Consider the following 15,923-nt stretch of genomic DNA (forward strand, 5'->3'; position numbering starts at 1 on the left):
CAATCAGGCTCCCTGAGCCCGTACCTTATCAGCAACACGGTTGCCAAAAAGAAAAGGGAGCCAACCGGCTCCCTTTGTTATCCCTGCTGCTCAGCTTTCAGCCAGGCGATCTCATCCTTCCAGATGTCGGGATTGATGGTTTCCAGAATCAACGGAATGCCATCGAATCGCGGATCTTTCATCAGCCAGCTGAACACCGTCTTACCGATATTCCCTTCACCCAGGCTGTGATGACGGTCAACGCGGCTATCGAAAGCGCTTTTGGCGTCATTCAGGTGCATACCGCGCAGATAGTTAAAGCCGACCGTACGTTCAAACTCTGCGAAGGTCGCTTCGCAGTCCGCTTCGGTACGCAGATCGTAACCGCCAGCAAAGGCATGGCAGGTATCAATGCAGACGCCGACGCGCGACTTATCTTCAACCTGCTCAATAATGGTGGCGAGATGTTCAAAGCGGAAACCGAGGTTGCTGCCCTGGCCTGCGGTATTCTCAATCACCGCGGTGACGTTCTGGCTCTGGTCGAGGGCGATGTTAATTGACTCCGCAATCCGCGCCAGGCACGCCGGCTCATCAATCTGATGCAGATGGCTGCCCGGATGGAAATTCAGCAGCGTCAGACCGAGCTGATCGGCGCGATGCAGTTCGTCAATAAAAGCGGCGCGGGACTTCTCCAGCGCGTCCGCCACCGGATGACCGAGGTTAATCAGAAAACTGTCGTGCGGCAGGATCTGCTGCGGGCCGAAGTTATAGGTTTCACAGGCGGCGCGAAAAGCGTCAATCACCTCAGTGGAGAGCGGGGCAGCCTTCCACTGGCGCTGATTTTTAGTAAACAGGGCGAAGGCGGTGGCTTCTAACTCATGGGCGCGGATCACTGCCTGATCCACGCCGCCTGCCGCACTGACGTGTGCGCCGATATATTTCATGCCATTCTCCTGGGGGCTGTGCACGGATGAACGGGCATGATACCCGATGCCGTCAGCCCATGAAATGTTGCACCAGCAGATTGATGGCACCGCCGCCCGCGATCAGCCAGCTGAACACCAGCGCCCCCAGCAGCAGCGGTTTTATTCCCGCCTCACGCAGCGCCCCGAAGCGGGTGGTTAACCCCAGTGCCGCCATCGCCATCGCCAGCAGCAAACCGGCCAGCTGATTCAGCCCGCTGACCACCACCGCTAGCATCAGTTGCAGCGAGTTAAACAGCGCGACCGCAATAAACAGCAGGGCGAACCACGGAAAGGTCACGGGCTGCCGCGCCTGGCTGCCGCTGCGCTGACCGCGTAACAGGGCGCTGAGGCAGAGCAGGAACGGGGCCAGCATCATTACCCGCAGCATCTTGGCGATCACCGCGCTGTTCTCGGCGTCCGGGCTGATGCTGTGTCCGGCGGCCACCACCTGCGCCACCTCGTGCACGGTAGAGCCGGTAAAAATACCAAACTGCGCTTCACTGAGCTGTGGCAACAGGTGATGCGCCAGCGGCCAGAGCAGGGGATAGATAAATATCGCCAGCGTGCCGAACAGCACCACGGTGGCGATCGCCACCGCGACTTTCGACGGCGCGGCTTTCACTACCGGCTCGGTCGCCAGCACAGCGGCGGCCCCGCAGATGCTGCTGCCCGCGCCAATCAGCCAGACGGTATCGCGATCCAGCTTCAGCAGCCGGATCCCCAGCAGACAGGTAATAAAGAAGGTGCTGCTCAGCGTCAGCGCGTCAATCAGGATGCCGCTGAAACCGACGTCCGCGATCTGTTGCAGCGTAATGCGAAAGCCAAACAGGATAATTCCCAGCCGCAGCAGCTTCTGTTTAGCCAGCAGTACGCCACTGTCACAGCGCGACGCCAGCGGCGTATAGACGCTATTGCCGACCAGAATGCCCAGCATAATCGCCAGGGTCAGCGAACCCAGCCCCAGTCCGGCAATCGCCGGTTGCTGGGCCAGCCAGCTGGCGGCGGCGGCAAGCAGGGCGGTCAGCAGCAGACCGGGGACCCAGAGCGCAACGGGATGATGATGTTTAGTGATGCTCAGTTCGGCCATAATGGTCACTCCTTTTCTCTGAGAACCGATCATGGCGCGCACTGGCTTAAAAGTGAAATTGATAATATATTTATAATTAACCAGAATAAACGATAAGGCAGCCACAATGATTTTTTCGCGACTGCGCCGCTGGGCGACGCTGATCAAAAGAGATGTGCTGGTACTGGGGTTCGCGTTTCGCGACCCGCGCACGCCGTGGTGGAACAAGCTCGCCATGCTGGGCCTGGTCGCCTACGGCATCAGCCCGATCGACCTGATTCCCGATGTGATCCCGTTTGTCGGCCTGCTGGATGACGCGGTGATCATTCCCACTGGCGTGATGCTGCTGTTGCGGCTGCTGCCGCGCGAGGTGCGCATCAGCAGCAGCGAGCGGGCGCACTCTCAGCGGGCGCGCGGTAAAAAGATAGCGGGCTGGGTGGTGCTGGTTGGGCTGATCTGGCTGGCGCTGGTGATCTACCTCCTCCGGCAGTAACGCAATTAAGGAACCGCGATGCACATTACCCTGCGTCAGATAGAAGTTTTTACGGAAGTATTAAAGAGCGGATCGACCACTCAGGCTTCACAGCAGCTGTCGCTGTCGCAGTCGGCGGTCAGCGCGGCGCTGGCCGATCTGGAGAGCCAGCTGGGGGTACAGCTGTTTGATCGGGTCGGAAAACGGCTGGTGCTGAATGAGCATGGACGACTGCTCTATCCCCGCGCGGTGGGGCTGCTGGAGCAGGCGGGCGAAATTGAGCAGCTGTTTAAAGAGGACAACGGCGCTATCCGCATCTTCGCCAGCAGCACCATCGGCAACTACCTGCTGCCCGGCATGATGGCCGCTTATCGGCGCGATTTTCCCGGCCTGCCGCTGGAGCTGAGCGTCGGCAACAGTCTGGATGTGATCCACGCCGTCTCCGATTTTCGCGTGGATGTCGGACTGATTGAGGGTCCGTGCCACATGACCGAACTGGTCAGTGAACCCTGGCTGGAGGATGAGCTGGTGGTGTTTGCCGCACCGGACGCCGCGATCCTGCAACAGCCGGTGACGCTGGAGACGCTGGCGGCGGCGCCGTGGATCCTGCGTGAGCGCGGCTCCGGCACCCGCGAAATCGTCGATTATCTGCTGCTGTCCCATCTGCCTACCTTTCAGCTGGGTATGGAGCTGGGTAACTCAGAGGCGATCAAACATGCGGTGCGGCACGGTATGGGCATCAGCTGCCTCTCGCGTCGGGTGATTGCCGATCTGCTGGAGGCGGGCACGCTGGCCGAAGTGGCGATTCCGCTGCCGCGTCTGACCCGTACCCTCTATCGCATTCATCACCGACAGAAGCATATCTCTAAGGCCCTGACGCGCTTTTTGTCCTATTGCCGTGAGTGATTGCTAATAATTCCGGCGCGATCATGAACTTAACTTATAACAGCGTGGCATTCCCTATACAGCGTCGATCTGGCTGCTACAATCGCGCCTCATTTTTACCCAGCGTAGCGTTAACACATGCATAATGACTCAAATACAACACAACAACCTGCGTTACGACGTGCGTTAAAAGCCCGTCATCTGACGATGATCGCCATTGGCGGTTCAATTGGCACCGGCCTGTTTGTCGCTTCAGGTGCCACCATTGCCCAGGCGGGACCGGGCGGGGCACTGCTCTCCTATATCCTGATCGGCCTGATGGTCTACTTCCTGATGACCAGCCTCGGTGAGCTGGCGGCGTTTATGCCGGTATCGGGTTCCTTCGCCACCTATGGCGCGAAATATGTTGAAGAGGGCTTTGGTTTCGCTCTCGGCTGGAACTACTGGTACAACTGGGCGGTGACCATCGCGGTCGACCTGGTGGCGTCCCAGCTGGTGATGAACTACTGGTTCCCGGATACCCCTGGCTGGATCTGGAGCGCGCTGTTCCTCGGTCTGATGTTCCTGCTCAACTACATCTCAGTGAAAGGCTTTGGTGAGGCGGAATACTGGTTCTCGCTGATCAAGGTCGCCACCGTGATTATCTTTATCGTGGTCGGTGTGCTGATGATTACCGGCATTATGCGCGGCGCGGAAAACGCGGGCTGGCATAACTGGCAGGTGGGCGAAGCGCCGTTTGCCGGCGGCTTTGCCGCGATGATTGGCGTGGCGATGATTGTGGGATTCTCTTTCCAGGGCACCGAGCTTATCGGTATCGCGGCCGGGGAATCGGAAGATCCGGCAAAAAACATTCCGCGCGCGGTGCGGCAGATTTTCTGGCGTATTCTGCTGTTCTACGTCTTCGCCATTCTGATTATCAGCCTGATCCTGCCCTATACCGATCCGAAGTTGCTGCATAACGACATCAATGACATCAGCGTCAGTCCGTTTACCCTGGTGTTCCAGAACGCCGGGCTGCTCTCTGCGGCAGCGGTGATGAACGCGGTGATCCTGACGGCCGTGCTGTCAGCGGGTAACTCCGGCATGTACGCCTCCACCCGCATGCTCTATAACCTGGCCTGCGAAGGTAAAGCGCCGCGTATTTTTGCGAAGCTCTCAAAGGGCGGCGTGCCGCGTAACGCGCTGTGGGCCACCACCGTGGTCGCCGGGCTCTGCTTCCTGACCTCAAAATTTGGCAATCAGGAGGTCTATCTCTGGCTGCTGAATACCTCAGGCATGACCGGCTTTATCGCCTGGCTGGGAATTGCCATCAGCCACTACCGCTTCCGTCGCGGCTATGTCGCCCAGGGACGTGACCTGAACGATCTGCCTTACCGTTCCGGCTTCTTTCCGCTGGGACCGATTTTCGCCTTTGTGCTCTGCCTGATTATTACCTTAGGGCAGAACTATCAGGCGTTTCTCAATGACAGCATCGACTGGTACAGCGTAGCGGCAACCTACATCGGTCTTCCGCTGTTTCTGATTATCTGGTTTGGCTACAAGCTGACGCGCGGCAGCCGTTTCGTGAAGTACAGCGAAATGGAGTTCCCGGTTCATAAAGATTAAGCCAGCGCGCTAACTGCTGTGCACGGTGCCCGCCAGGAATGGCGGGTTTTGTGTCTTTGTGAAAGGCGCAGGCTCCCTGAGCCACTCTCCCGCCTGTCACACCCTTTTTTACGGTTTTTCACGTCTCGCTTAATTTAACGAATTGATAATTATTATCACCTGCACTATTGTGGCTGCGTTTTCTGAAAGGATAGCCACACAGGGTTAAAACATGACGACTGAAACTTCGCTGCTGACGGGGGAAGAGACGCTTCAGCACACCATGCAGAACTACCATCAGGTGCTGCGTCGCCGGCTGGTATGGATCGGCGTGCTGCTGCTGGCGATCCTCGCCTCGCTGATCCTCGACTTCACCCTGGGTCCGGCCGGACTCACGCTGGATACGCTGTGGAACACGCTGCTCAATCCCGACAGCGTCGATGCCGGCACCCGCGTTATCGTCTGGGACATTCGTCTGCCCTACGCGCTGATGGCGATTGTGGTTGGCCTGTCGCTGGGCCTGGCGGGCGCAGAGATGCAGACCATCCTCAACAACCCGCTGGCCAGCCCGTTTACGCTCGGTGTGTCATCCGCCGCCGCCTTTGGTGCCGCGCTGGCGATCATCCTCGGCGTCGGTATTCCCGGTATTCCCGACCAGTGGTTAATCTCCGCTAACGCCTTTGTGTTTGCGCTGTTTGCCGCACTGATGCTGGATGCGGTGACCCGCTGGACGCAGGTCTCCTCAGCGGGCGTGGTGCTGTTCGGCATCGCACTGGTCTTTACCTTTAACGCGCTGGTTTCGATGATGCAGTTTATCGCCAGCGAAGATACCCTCCAGGGGCTGGTGTTCTGGACCATGGGCAGCCTGGCGCGCGCCTCCTGGGAGAAGCTGGGGGTGCTGAGCGTGGCGCTGGCTATTCTGGTGCCGTTCTCGATGATGAGCAGCTGGAAACTGACGGCGCTGCGGCTGGGCGAAGACCGCGCGGTGAGCTTTGGCATCGACGTGCGTCGTCTGCGCCTCACCACGCTGCTGCGCATCAGCATCCTGTCGGCACTGGCGGTGGCTTTTGTCGGACCGATCGGTTTTATCGGCCTGGTCGCGCCACACATCGCCCGTATGATGTTCGGTGAAGATCACCGCTTCTACCTGCCCGCCAGTGCGCTGGTCGGCGCGCTGGTGCTGTCGCTGGCGTCGGTCGCCTCGAAAAATCTGCTGCCCGGCGTGATCATTCCGGTCGGCATTGTCACCTCACTGATTGGCGTGCCGTTCTTCCTGAGTATTATTCTGCGTCATCGGGGGAGTGTCTGATGCAACAGGGTCTGACCTTACGCGGCTTCAGCGCCGGTTATCCGAAACAGAAAGTCATTGAGAATCTCAATGTGGCGACGCTGCCGCGTGGGGAGATCACCGTGCTGCTCGGACCGAACGGCTGCGGTAAATCGACGCTGCTGCGGGCGCTGGCCGGGCTGAACAAAGGCCAGGGCGAGATGTGGCTCAATGGTGAAGATCTGATGAGCCTGCCGTTTGCCCGTCGGGCGAAGCAGGTCGTCTATCTGCCACAGTCGCTGCCGGCGGGGGTGCATCTGCATGTGCTGGAGTCGATTATCGTGGCGCAGCGCGCCTCTGGCGGCCTGCACAGCGCCAGCAGCGAAGCGGAAATCATGCGCCTGCTGGAGCAGCTTGGCATCGCCCATCTGGCGATGCGCTACCTCGATCAACTCTCCGGCGGACAGAAACAGCTGGTCGGGCTGGCGCAGTCGCTGATCCGTCGTCCGGCATTGCTGCTGCTGGATGAACCGCTCAGCGCGCTGGACCTCAACTATCAGTTTCACGTCATGGACCTGGTGCGGCGCGAAACCGCCCTGCGTAACATCGTGACGGTGGTGGTGGTGCACGACATCAATATCGCACTGCGTCATGCGCAACATGCGTTAATGCTGAAGCAGGGCACGCTGGTGGCGGAAGGGCAGCCGGATCGGGTGATTACGCCCGCGACGCTGGCACAGGTCTATGGCGTAGAGGGACGTATCGAACACTGTTCGCGCGGCATTCCGCAGGTGATGATTGACGGGCTGGTGGATTCAGCGCTGGTCTGAGTGATGACTGGGGCAGGGCCGCAATCAAAGCGTCCGGTGGCGGTCAGTGACAAAAATATCAGGGCCGCAACGCGGCCCTGATTGACTACACCAGCAGATGCTGTGCGTGGAAACGCAGGTGATCTTCCACAAAGCTGGCAATAAAGAAGTAGCTATGGTCATAACCCGGCTGAATGCGCAGCGTCAGCGGGAAGCCATTCTCCTGCGCCACCGCCTCTAACCGCTCCGGTTGCAGCTGATCCGCCAGGAACTGATCGCTGTCGCCCTGATCGATCAGCATCGGCAGCCGATGCGACACCTCCGCCATCAGCTGACAGCTGTCATATTCGCGCCAGGCCGCACGATCGTCGCCCAGATAAGCCTGAAACGCTTTCTGACCCCAGGGAACGTCCATCGGGTTAACGATGGGGGCAAAGGCGGAGGCCGAGGCAAAACGGTTCCCCAGACGCAGCGCCAGCATCAGCGCGCCGTGTCCACCCATCGAGTGACCCATAATCGACTGACGTTCACTGACCTTGAAGTTATCGGCAATCAGCGCCGGCAGCTCGCTGCTCAGATAGTCGAACATGCGGAAATGGCTCGCCCAGGGCTGCTGCGTCGCATTGAGATAAAATCCCGCGCCCTGACCGAGATCGTACCCTTCATCATTGGCGACCCCGTCACCGCGCGGGCTGGTATCCGGCATAATCAGCACCAGACCCAGCTCCGCCGCGACGCGCTGCGCGCCCGCTTTGGTGGTGAAGTTCTCATCATTGCAGGTCAGCCCGGCCAGAAACCAGACCACCGCCGGTGGCGCATCGTCGTGCGGAGCCGGCAGATAGATGCTGAAGGTCATCGGGCAGTTCAGCACCGCTGACTGATGACGCCAGCGCTGCTGCCAGCCGCCGAAAATGCGGTGTTCTTCCAGTAGCTCCAGAGTGGATGCCATAACGCCTCCTGATTACTTGTTAAAATGCACCACCGAGCGGATCGATTTTCCTTCGTGCATCAAATCAAAGGCGTCGTTAATCTCTTCCAGCGGCATGGTGTGAGTGATGAAATCATTCAGGGCAAACTTCCCGTCGAGATAATCCTGCACAATGCCCGGCAGCTGCGAACGGCCTTTGACGCCGCCGAACGCGGAACCGCGCCAGACGCGACCGGTCACCAGCTGGAATGGACGGGTCGAGATCTCCTGACCGGCCCCGGCGACGCCGATAATCACCGATTCGCCCCAGCCTTTGTGGCAGCACTCCAGCGCTGAACGCATTACGTTGACGTTGCCGATACACTCAAATGAGAAATCGACGCCGCCATCGGTCAGTTCGACGATCACGTCCTGGATTGGCTTGTCGTAATCTTTCGGGTTAATCAGATCGGTGGCACCCAGCTTGCGCGCCAGATCGAATTTGCTGGTGTTAATGTCGATAGCGATGATGCGGCCCGCTTTCGCCATTTTCGCGCCAATCACCGCCGAAAGGCCGATGCCGCCGAGACCGAAAATCGCCACGGTATCGCCTTCCTTCACTTTGGCGGTGTTCATTACCGCGCCCATGCCGGTGGTGACGCCGCAGCCCAGCAGACAGACCTCTTCCAGCGGTGCTTCTTTGCTGATTTTGGCCAGCGAAATCTCCGGCACCACGGTGTATTCGGAGAAGGTTGAGGTGCCCATGTAGTGGAAAATCGGCTTGCCATCTTTAAAGAAGCGGGTGGTGCCGTCCGGCATCAGTCCTTTACCCTGGGTGGTACGGATCGCCTGGCAGAGGTTGGTTTTGCCCGACAGGCAGAACTTACATTTGCCACACTCCGGGGTGTAGAGCGGAATAACATGGTCGCCCACCTCAACGCTGGTGACGCCTTCGCCCACGGCTTCCACCACGCCGCCACCTTCATGGCCGAGGATCGCCGGGAAAACGCCTTCCGGGTCGCTACCGGACAGGGTGTAAGCGTCAGTGTGGCAGACGCCGGTCGCGACGATACGCACCAGCACTTCGCCTTTCTGCGGTGGCATTAAATCCACTTCTTCGATTTTCAGCGGTTCGCCAGCAGCCCAGGCAACAGCGGCACGGGTTTTGATCATATTCATGCAATCCCTCTTCCAGTCAGATTGTGACGCACGGTGGCGTCGGGTGGTCGTGATGATTCAGGGCCGGGTGGGCCAGACTTTTAAACATAGCGTGGAACGCCTATTCCGCCGCCTGTAAGGGGTGGATCAGCTCATCGTTGAGCGGTCGATCGTCAAATTGTTCAATAATCAGGTACTTCAGCGCTTCCACATTGGGCGTAAAGGCGTCGCGTCGCCACATCAGCCAGGTCGCCGTGTCGCGATAGGCTGGCGGCAGCGTATGCGCCTGCACCCGTGAGCGGTCCGCCATCTGCTTCAGCACCGAGGCCGGGATCATCGCCACTCCCGCACCGCCCGCCACGCAGGCCAGCATGGCGTGATAGGACTGAATCTCCATCACGTTGTCGGGCGCGGTCTGGCTGTCGCGATACCAGGTCTCCAGCTTCACCCGGTAGGAGCAGCTGTTGCGAAAGGCGAACAGGGTGTCTTCCTGGACGTCGCGCGCGCTGATGATCGGCGCATGGTCAAGCCCGGTGATCAGCACCATCTCTTCACGAAAGGCGATGCAGCCATTCAGATCGTCATGGGCCACCGGACCATCCACCAGCGCGGCGGCTAAGGTGCCTTCACGCACCCGATCGATAATTTCGCCCGAGGTGCCGGTGATCAGCGACAGCGCCACTTTGGGAAAACGCTGGTGATAGGCGGCCAGCAGGCCGGGCAGTCGGGTAGCGGCGGTGCTCTCCATTGAACCGAGTGCGAAGTTGCCCGCCGGTTCACCGGTGCGGGTCATGCTCATCGCTTCTTCGCTCAACGCCAGGATACGCTGCGCATAATTCAGGAAATTATGGCCCATTGGCGACAGGCGAATGCGCTGCTTCTCACGAATAAACAGATCGACACCCAATTCTTCTTCCAGCTGCCGCAGCCGCGTGGTGAGATTAGAGGGGACACGGTGCAGCTGCTCTGCCGCGCGCGCCAGTGAGCCGGTTTCGGCCACGGAACAGAACATACGCAACTGAACTAAATCCATATCTTCTCTTCCTGTAAACAACTTGGTTAATATTATTCACTTTTCGTGATTCTAAACATCCCGCATGCTGTTAGCAAGTCAGAAGAGATCGCAGAACAGCACAACAGGAGTTCAGTCATGGCGTTTCGCGTGGCGCTCAGCGCTTTTTTAACCCTATTTGTCGCGATGGGCATTGGCCGCTTCGCCTTTACGCCCCAGGTGCCGCTGATGATCCAGGCGCATCAGCTGACGCTGACCAGCGCCAGTCTGGTCGCCGCGCTCAACTATCTCGGCTATCTCTGTGGCTCGTTTGACGCGATGCGGGCGCACCGGCGGGTGGAGCTGCGGTTACAGGCGGGAGTATGGGGCGCGGTGATCCTGACGCTGCTCTCGGCGCTGGCCAGCGGTCCGTGGCTGCACGGCGCGATCCGCTTTCTGATTGGCTGCGCCAGCGGCTGGGCGATGGTGCTGGTAGCCGCCTGGAGCAACGAGCAGCTGCATCGCTGCGGCCGGGCCGGTCTGTCGGCGGCGGTGTTTGCCGGACCGGGCTGCGGTATTCTGGTCAGCGGCCTGCTGGCGGTGGCGCTGCACGGTTTGCAGCTTTCGGCGGCGCAGGCCTGGGTCGCCTATGGCGCGCTGGCTCTGCTGCTGATTGCGTTGATCAGCCGAAATCTGCCGCGGCGTGGTGAACTGCATCGCCCGGATCAGGCGCCGCAACCGCTGGTGCTGGATCGTAACCTGCGGCGGCTGGTGCTGAGTTACAGCCTGGCGGGCTTTGGCTACATTCTGCCCGCCACCTTCCTGTCGCAGATGGCCGCCACGCGCTTTCCCGCCAGCGCCTTCGCGCAGTTTGTCTGGCCGATTTTTGGCGGCGCAGCGGTGATCGGCATTGCGCTGGGCATCCTGACCCGGCACCGGGGACGCAGCCACGTCCGCTTAGCGCTGGTGCTCTGGGCGCAGGCGCTGGGCGTTTTCGCCGCGGCGCTGCTGCCAGGTTTCAGCGGCCTGCTGGCGGGAGCGCTGCTGGTGGGCGGCGGCTTCCTGAGCGTGGTGCAGCTGTCGCTGCTCTGCGCCCGTGAGCTGGCACCCAATCATCTGCGCTATATGGCTGGTCTGCTGACCACCGGCTACGCGCTGGGACAGTTAATCGGTCCGCTGCTCTCTTTTCTTTCCACCGCGCTGCTGCACCGGCTGGAGCCGGCTTTATGGGTGGCCGGTGCCGCACTGGTGTGGGCGGGGCTGCTGGTCTGGCGGCGAACCGCCTGAAACCCTTTCATCACCAATCTGATTGATTGCTGGATTCCACGCAAAGAAAGTTTCACAATACGCGCCTGATTACAGGGCCTGCTGGCGAAAACCGCAGGCGCAATACCAGCCGGAGAAGAGTTACGATGAGCACCCTAAGTCAGGAAGCTGCCCTGGTTCATGAAGCGCTGCTGGCGCGTGGCCTGGAAACGCCGTTGCGTGCACCGACGCGCGATATTGATAACGAAACGCGCAAGAGCCTGATTGCCGGGCACATGACCGAGATTATGCAGCTGCTGAATCTCGATCTGGAAGATGACAGCCTGATGGAAACCCCGCATCGCATCGCCAAGATGTATGTGGATGAGGTCTTTTCCGGTCTCGATTACGGCAACTTCCCGAAAATTACCGTCATTGAGAACAAAATGAAGGTCGATGAGATGGTGACGGTCCGTGACATCACCCTGACCAGCACCTGTGAACACCATTTTGTGATTATTGATGGCAAAGCCACCGTCGCCTATATCCCGAAAGAGAAGGTGATTGGCCTGTCGAAAATCAACCGTATCGTCCAGTTCTTCGCCCAGCGCCCGCAGGTTCAGGAGCGGCTGACGCAGCAGGTACTGGTGGCGTTACAGACGCTGCTCGGCACCAACAATGTGGCGGTCTCTATCGATGCGGTACACTACTGCGTGAAAGCGCGCGGCGTGAAAGATGCCACCAGCGCCACCACAACCACCTCACTTGGCGGTCTGTTCAAGTCGAGTCAGAATACCCGGCAGGAATTTCTGCGCGCGGTGCGCCATAGTTGAGTTAATGGCGGGCGCATACGGCGGCCCGCCCGGTCAATGCAGGGTGTCGCATGCAACGCTATCACGCGCTGGATTTCATTCGTGGCTGTGCCATTCTCGGCATCCTGCTGCTCAATATCGTCGGTTTCGGTCTGCCCGCTGCCGCCTATCTCAATCCCGCCTGGCAGGGCAGCGTCAGCCTCGCTGATGCCTGGACCTGGGCGCTGTCCGATGGACTGGCGCAGCTCAAATTCCTCACCCTGTTCGCGCTGCTGTTTGGCGCGGGACTGCAATTGCAGCTGCCGCGCGGCAGTCGCTGGATCACCGCCCGGCTGTCACTGCTGGTGCTGTTCGGCTTTCTGCACGGCGTATTTCTCTGGGAAGGGGACATCCTGCTGGATTACGGCATTATCGGGCTGGTGGTGTGGCGGGTGTTGCGGGATGTGCCCTCCACCCGCAGTCTGATGCATACCGGCATTCTGCTCTACCTGGTGGGCTGCGGCGTGCTGCTGGTGTTTGGTTCCATCTCCGATCCTGAGCCAACCCGCTCCTGGCTGCCCGGTGCGGCGGACCTGCAATATGAACAGTACTGGAAACTCACCGGCGGCTGGGAAGCGGTGCAGAACCGGCTGGATCATCTCTCCTCCGGGCTGATGGCGCTGGCGGCGCAGTATGGCTGGCAGCTGGCGGGGCTGATGATGATTGGCGGCGCACTGCTGCGCAGCGGCTGGCTGACTGGCGAGTTTCCGGCGCGACACTATCGCCAGGCGGCGATGCTGCTGCTGACCATGGGCGGCTTGATTGCGGCGGCCGGTGTGGCCGCGCAGTGGCTGTTACACTGGGAGTTCCGCTGGACCAGCTTTTATCTGCAACTGCCGCGCGATCTCGCCAGCCCGCTGATCAGCCTGGGCTACGCCGCGCTCTGTCTGGCGTACTGGCCGCAGATTGCGCGCTGGCGCATCAGCTATGCGATCCGTTGCGTGGGGCGCATGGCGCTCAGCAACTATCTGCTGCAAAGCCTCATCTGCACCACGCTGTTTTACCGGTTTGGCTTCTATATGCACTTCACCCGGCTGGAACTGGTGCTGATGGTGCCTGCGGTCTGGCTTATCAATATCCTGTTTTCACTCATCTGGTTACATTTCTTCGCACAAGGCCCGCTGGAGTGGCTGTGGCGGCGGCTGACCCGGCTGTCGGCCGGTAAACCGCAGGTCGCCGATCGCGCCAGATAATGACCGCCATCACAAAGGTTACAGAATTGTATGTAACCGTTTTCATTGGTGTGACGTAATTCACGCTGCACGCGCTTTACCCCTGCCAGAATAGCGCCGGTATTCATCCCGGCGTGATGCCCTATTTTTCCTCTGTGGAACTGCTGCATGATAACAATTCGTGATGTTGCTCGTCAGGCTGGCGTCTCGGTGGCGACCGTGTCGCGCGTACTTAACCAGAGCAGCGCCGTCACCTCTGACACCCGCGACGCCGTGTTGCTGGCGGTCGAAGCGCTGGGATACCGCCCTAACGCCAACGCCCAGGCGCTGGCGACGCAGGTCAGCGATACCATCGGAGTGGTGGTGATGGATGTTTCCGATCCCTTCTTCGGAGCGCTGGTGAAAGCGGTGGATACCGTGGCACAGCGCGTGCACAAGCATGTGTTGATCAGCAATTCCTGGCATCAGGAAGAGAAAGAGCGTCATGCCATTGAGGTGCTGATCCGTCAGCGCTGTAGCGCGCTGGTGGTGCATGCGAAAACCCTGCCGGACGCGGAGCTGGCGGACTTTATGCAGCATGTGCCCGGCATGGTGGTGATCAATCGCATCGTACCCGGATTTGAACAGCGCAGCGTCAGTCTGGATAACGTCACCGGCGCATTGATGGCGACCCGCACCCTGTTACAACAGGGGCATAGCCGCATCGGCTATCTCTGCTCCAGCCACCCGATTGAGGATGTGACGCAGCGCCGCGAAGGCTGGTTACAGGCGATGGCGGAGCAGGGCATCCGGCCGCAGGAGAGCTGGATCGCCAGCGCCGAGCCAGATATGCAGGGCGGTGAGGCGGCGATGGTGGAGCTGCTGGGCCGCAATCTCAACCTCAGCGCGGTGTTTGCCTACAACGACGGTATGGCCGCCGGCGCCCTCACGGCGCTGAAAGACAACGGCATTCAGGTGCCACAGCATTTTTCTGTCATTGGCTTCGATGACATCCCAATCTCCCGTTACACCGACCCGCAGCTGACAACCGTTCGTTATCCTATTGTTTCTATGGCAAAAGTCGCGACTGAGCTGGCGTTACAGGGCGCAGCAGGGCTGCTGGATGACACCGCAACGCACATCTTTATGCCGACCCTGGTGCGCCGTCATTCGGTGGCGCAGCGGCAAAATGTGGAGTCCGTCACTAATTCAGGCGATTCAGCCATGTAACCGTTTTCAATCTGTGATTACATTCACAGTTAATTAACATTGCTCTCTCTATGATGGCAGCGTATTACCGGACTGAAACATTATGTAACGCCGTTGTAAATGATTCAGGTGTGGTCTCAGTCGCCGGTTAAAGGGGGTTCCCCCTGTTTATGGACGTATTCTGGCACAGGGAAGTCAGGTTTTAGACGGCGTTCCGTGGTTCAGCACCCTCATTACGCTGACCGACGCGCCGCTCTGTTTTACCGATTGCTCTCCCGCCTCTGTGGCGCGGTAGCGCTAAAAGACCCTGCATAAAAAAACCGGAGATACCATGAATAAGAAGGTTTTCACGCTCACAGCACTGGTTGCCAGCATGATGTTTGGTGCAACCGCTCACGCCGCTGACACCCGTATCGGTGTGACCATTTACAAATATGATGACAACTTCATGTCAATGGTGCGCAAAGACATCGAGAAAGAGGCGAAAACCATCGGTGGCGTTCAGTTACTGATGAATGACTCTCAGAACGACCAGTCTAAACAGAACGATCAGATTGACGTGCTGATGGCAAAAGGCGTGAAAGCGCTGGCGATTAACCTGGTTGACCCGGCTGCTGCGGCGGTGGTGGTCGATAAAGCGCGTGCCAACGACGTGCCGGTGGTGTTCTTCAACAAAGAGCCTAACGCCAAGGTGCTGGCCGGTTATGATAAAGCCTACTATGTCGGTACTGATTCTAAAGAGTCCGGGATTATTCAGGGCAAGCTGATTGAGAAGCACTGGAAAGCGACCCCAGCCTGGGATCTGAACAAAGATGGTGAGATTCAGTTTGTGCTGCTGAAAGGCGAGCCAGGCCACCCGGATGCGGAAGCCCGTACCAAATATGTGATCGATACGCTGAACAAAGATGGCCTGAAAACCCAGCAGTTAGCGATGGATACGGCGATGTGGGACACCGCGCAGGCCAAAGATAAGATGGATGCGTGGCTATCAGGCCCGAACGCCAAAAAAATCGAAGTGGTGATTGCCAACAACGACGCGATGGCGATGGGTGCGGTTGAAGCGCTGAAAGCGCACAACATGACGTCGATTCCGGTGTTCGGCGTCGATGCCCTGCCAGAAGCGCTGGCGCTGGTGAAATCGGGTGCGCTGGCCGGTACCGTGCTGAACGATGCGGAAAACCAGGCGAAAGCCACGCTGGATATTGCTAACAATCTGGCGAACGGCAAAGCCGCCACCGACGGCACTAACTTCAAGATGGTTGATAAGATCGTCCGCGTTCCTTACGTACCGGTTGATAAAGAAAACCTCTCTCAGTTCCAGAAATAAGTTCGATTCCGGGCGCGACCTGTGTCGCGCCTTTTTTATGTCACCACCGTTTTTTAG

The 15,923-nt window shown here is 59.2% G+C and carries 15 protein-coding genes; 10 read left to right on the forward strand and 5 right to left on the reverse strand.

What is annotated here, in order from left to right; translation table 11 throughout:
* Window positions 1–77 precede the first annotated feature (77 nt).
* Both nfo and ACCW71_RS04390 read right to left on the reverse strand, forming a co-directional pair.
* Window positions 78–923, reverse strand: coding sequence for a deoxyribonuclease IV (gene nfo, locus ACCW71_RS04385; protein ID WP_436369864.1), 846 nt, complete (start codon window positions 921–923; stop codon window positions 78–80).
* A 52-nt stretch (window positions 924–975) separates the two neighbouring features.
* A complete protein-coding gene (locus tag ACCW71_RS04390) occupies window positions 976–2,031 on the reverse strand; it encodes a YeiH family putative sulfate export transporter (RefSeq protein WP_436369865.1) in 1,056 nt (351 codons plus the stop codon).
* Window positions 2,032–2,137: 106 nt separating this feature from the next.
* Between ACCW71_RS04390 and ACCW71_RS04395 the strand changes: the two genes are divergently transcribed.
* The 5 genes from ACCW71_RS04395 (at window position 2,138) to ACCW71_RS04415 (ending at window position 7,048) form a co-directional block, all read left to right on the forward strand.
* Window positions 2,138–2,503, forward strand: coding sequence for a YkvA family protein (locus tag ACCW71_RS04395; protein WP_436369866.1), 366 nt, complete (start codon window positions 2,138–2,140; stop codon window positions 2,501–2,503).
* An 18-nt stretch (window positions 2,504–2,521) separates the two neighbouring features.
* Window positions 2,522–3,388, forward strand: coding sequence for a DNA-binding transcriptional regulator YeiE (gene yieE / locus ACCW71_RS04400; RefSeq protein WP_436369867.1), 867 nt, complete (start codon window positions 2,522–2,524; stop codon window positions 3,386–3,388).
* A 117-nt stretch (window positions 3,389–3,505) separates the two neighbouring features.
* Window positions 3,506–4,972, forward strand: coding sequence for an amino acid permease (locus ACCW71_RS04405; protein WP_436369868.1), 1,467 nt, complete (start codon window positions 3,506–3,508; stop codon window positions 4,970–4,972).
* Window positions 4,973–5,183: 211 nt separating this feature from the next.
* The gene (locus ACCW71_RS04410; protein ID WP_436369869.1) at window positions 5,184–6,260 is read left to right on the forward strand and encodes a FecCD family ABC transporter permease; all 1,077 of its coding nucleotides are present in this window, start codon (window positions 5,184–5,186) and stop codon (window positions 6,258–6,260) included.
* Entirely contained in the window at window positions 6,260–7,048 is a 789-nt protein-coding gene (locus ACCW71_RS04415) for an ABC transporter ATP-binding protein (protein WP_436369870.1), read from the forward strand. Before ACCW71_RS04410 ends, ACCW71_RS04415 begins: the two co-directional genes overlap by 1 nt.
* An 85-nt stretch (window positions 7,049–7,133) precedes the next feature.
* Here ACCW71_RS04415 and fghA read toward each other — a convergent pair whose 3' ends face one another.
* The 3 genes from fghA to ptrR all read right to left on the reverse strand — a co-directional run bounded on the left by fghA (window position 7,134) and on the right by ptrR (window position 10,125).
* The gene (gene fghA, locus ACCW71_RS04420) at window positions 7,134–7,976 is read right to left on the reverse strand and encodes an S-formylglutathione hydrolase (protein WP_436369871.1); all 843 of its coding nucleotides are present in this window, start codon (window positions 7,974–7,976) and stop codon (window positions 7,134–7,136) included.
* 12 nt (window positions 7,977–7,988) lie between these two features.
* On the reverse strand, window positions 7,989–9,113 hold the full coding sequence (locus tag ACCW71_RS04425) for an S-(hydroxymethyl)glutathione dehydrogenase/class III alcohol dehydrogenase (RefSeq protein ID WP_436369872.1): 1,125 nt from the start codon (window positions 9,111–9,113) through the stop codon (window positions 7,989–7,991).
* A gap of 100 nt (window positions 9,114–9,213) precedes the next feature.
* Window positions 9,214–10,125, reverse strand: a complete 912-nt coding sequence (gene ptrR / locus ACCW71_RS04430) for a putrescine utilization regulator PtrR (protein WP_436369873.1) — start codon at window positions 10,123–10,125, stop codon at window positions 9,214–9,216.
* Between the two features lie 117 nt (window positions 10,126–10,242).
* Between ptrR and ACCW71_RS04435 the strand changes: the two genes are divergently transcribed.
* From ACCW71_RS04435 to mglB, 5 genes are all read left to right on the forward strand, one after another.
* The gene (locus tag ACCW71_RS04435) at window positions 10,243–11,370 is read left to right on the forward strand and encodes a YbfB/YjiJ family MFS transporter (protein WP_436369874.1); all 1,128 of its coding nucleotides are present in this window, start codon (window positions 10,243–10,245) and stop codon (window positions 11,368–11,370) included.
* 125 nt (window positions 11,371–11,495) lie between these two features.
* Window positions 11,496–12,161 carry a GTP cyclohydrolase I FolE gene (gene folE / locus ACCW71_RS04440; RefSeq protein ID WP_436369875.1) on the forward strand — a complete coding sequence of 222 codons (666 nt, stop codon included), beginning with the start codon at window positions 11,496–11,498 and terminating at the stop codon, window positions 12,159–12,161.
* A gap of 50 nt (window positions 12,162–12,211) precedes the next feature.
* Window positions 12,212–13,372 (forward strand): DUF418 domain-containing protein YeiB, encoded by a 1,161-nt coding sequence (gene yeiB / locus ACCW71_RS04445; protein WP_436369876.1) that lies wholly within the window; start codon window positions 12,212–12,214, stop codon window positions 13,370–13,372.
* Between the two features lie 147 nt (window positions 13,373–13,519).
* Window positions 13,520–14,560, forward strand: a complete 1,041-nt coding sequence (gene galS / locus ACCW71_RS04450) for an HTH-type transcriptional regulator GalS (RefSeq protein WP_436369877.1) — start codon at window positions 13,520–13,522, stop codon at window positions 14,558–14,560.
* Window positions 14,561–14,870: 310 nt separating this feature from the next.
* Window positions 14,871–15,866 carry a galactose/glucose ABC transporter substrate-binding protein MglB gene (mglB, locus tag ACCW71_RS04455; protein ID WP_436369878.1) on the forward strand — a complete coding sequence of 332 codons (996 nt, stop codon included), beginning with the start codon at window positions 14,871–14,873 and terminating at the stop codon, window positions 15,864–15,866.
* Window positions 15,867–15,923 lie beyond the last annotated feature (57 nt).

This window comes from Pantoea sp. C2G6 (genome assembly GCF_051336815.1).
Lineage (GTDB): Bacteria > Pseudomonadota > Gammaproteobacteria > Enterobacterales > Enterobacteriaceae > Pantoea.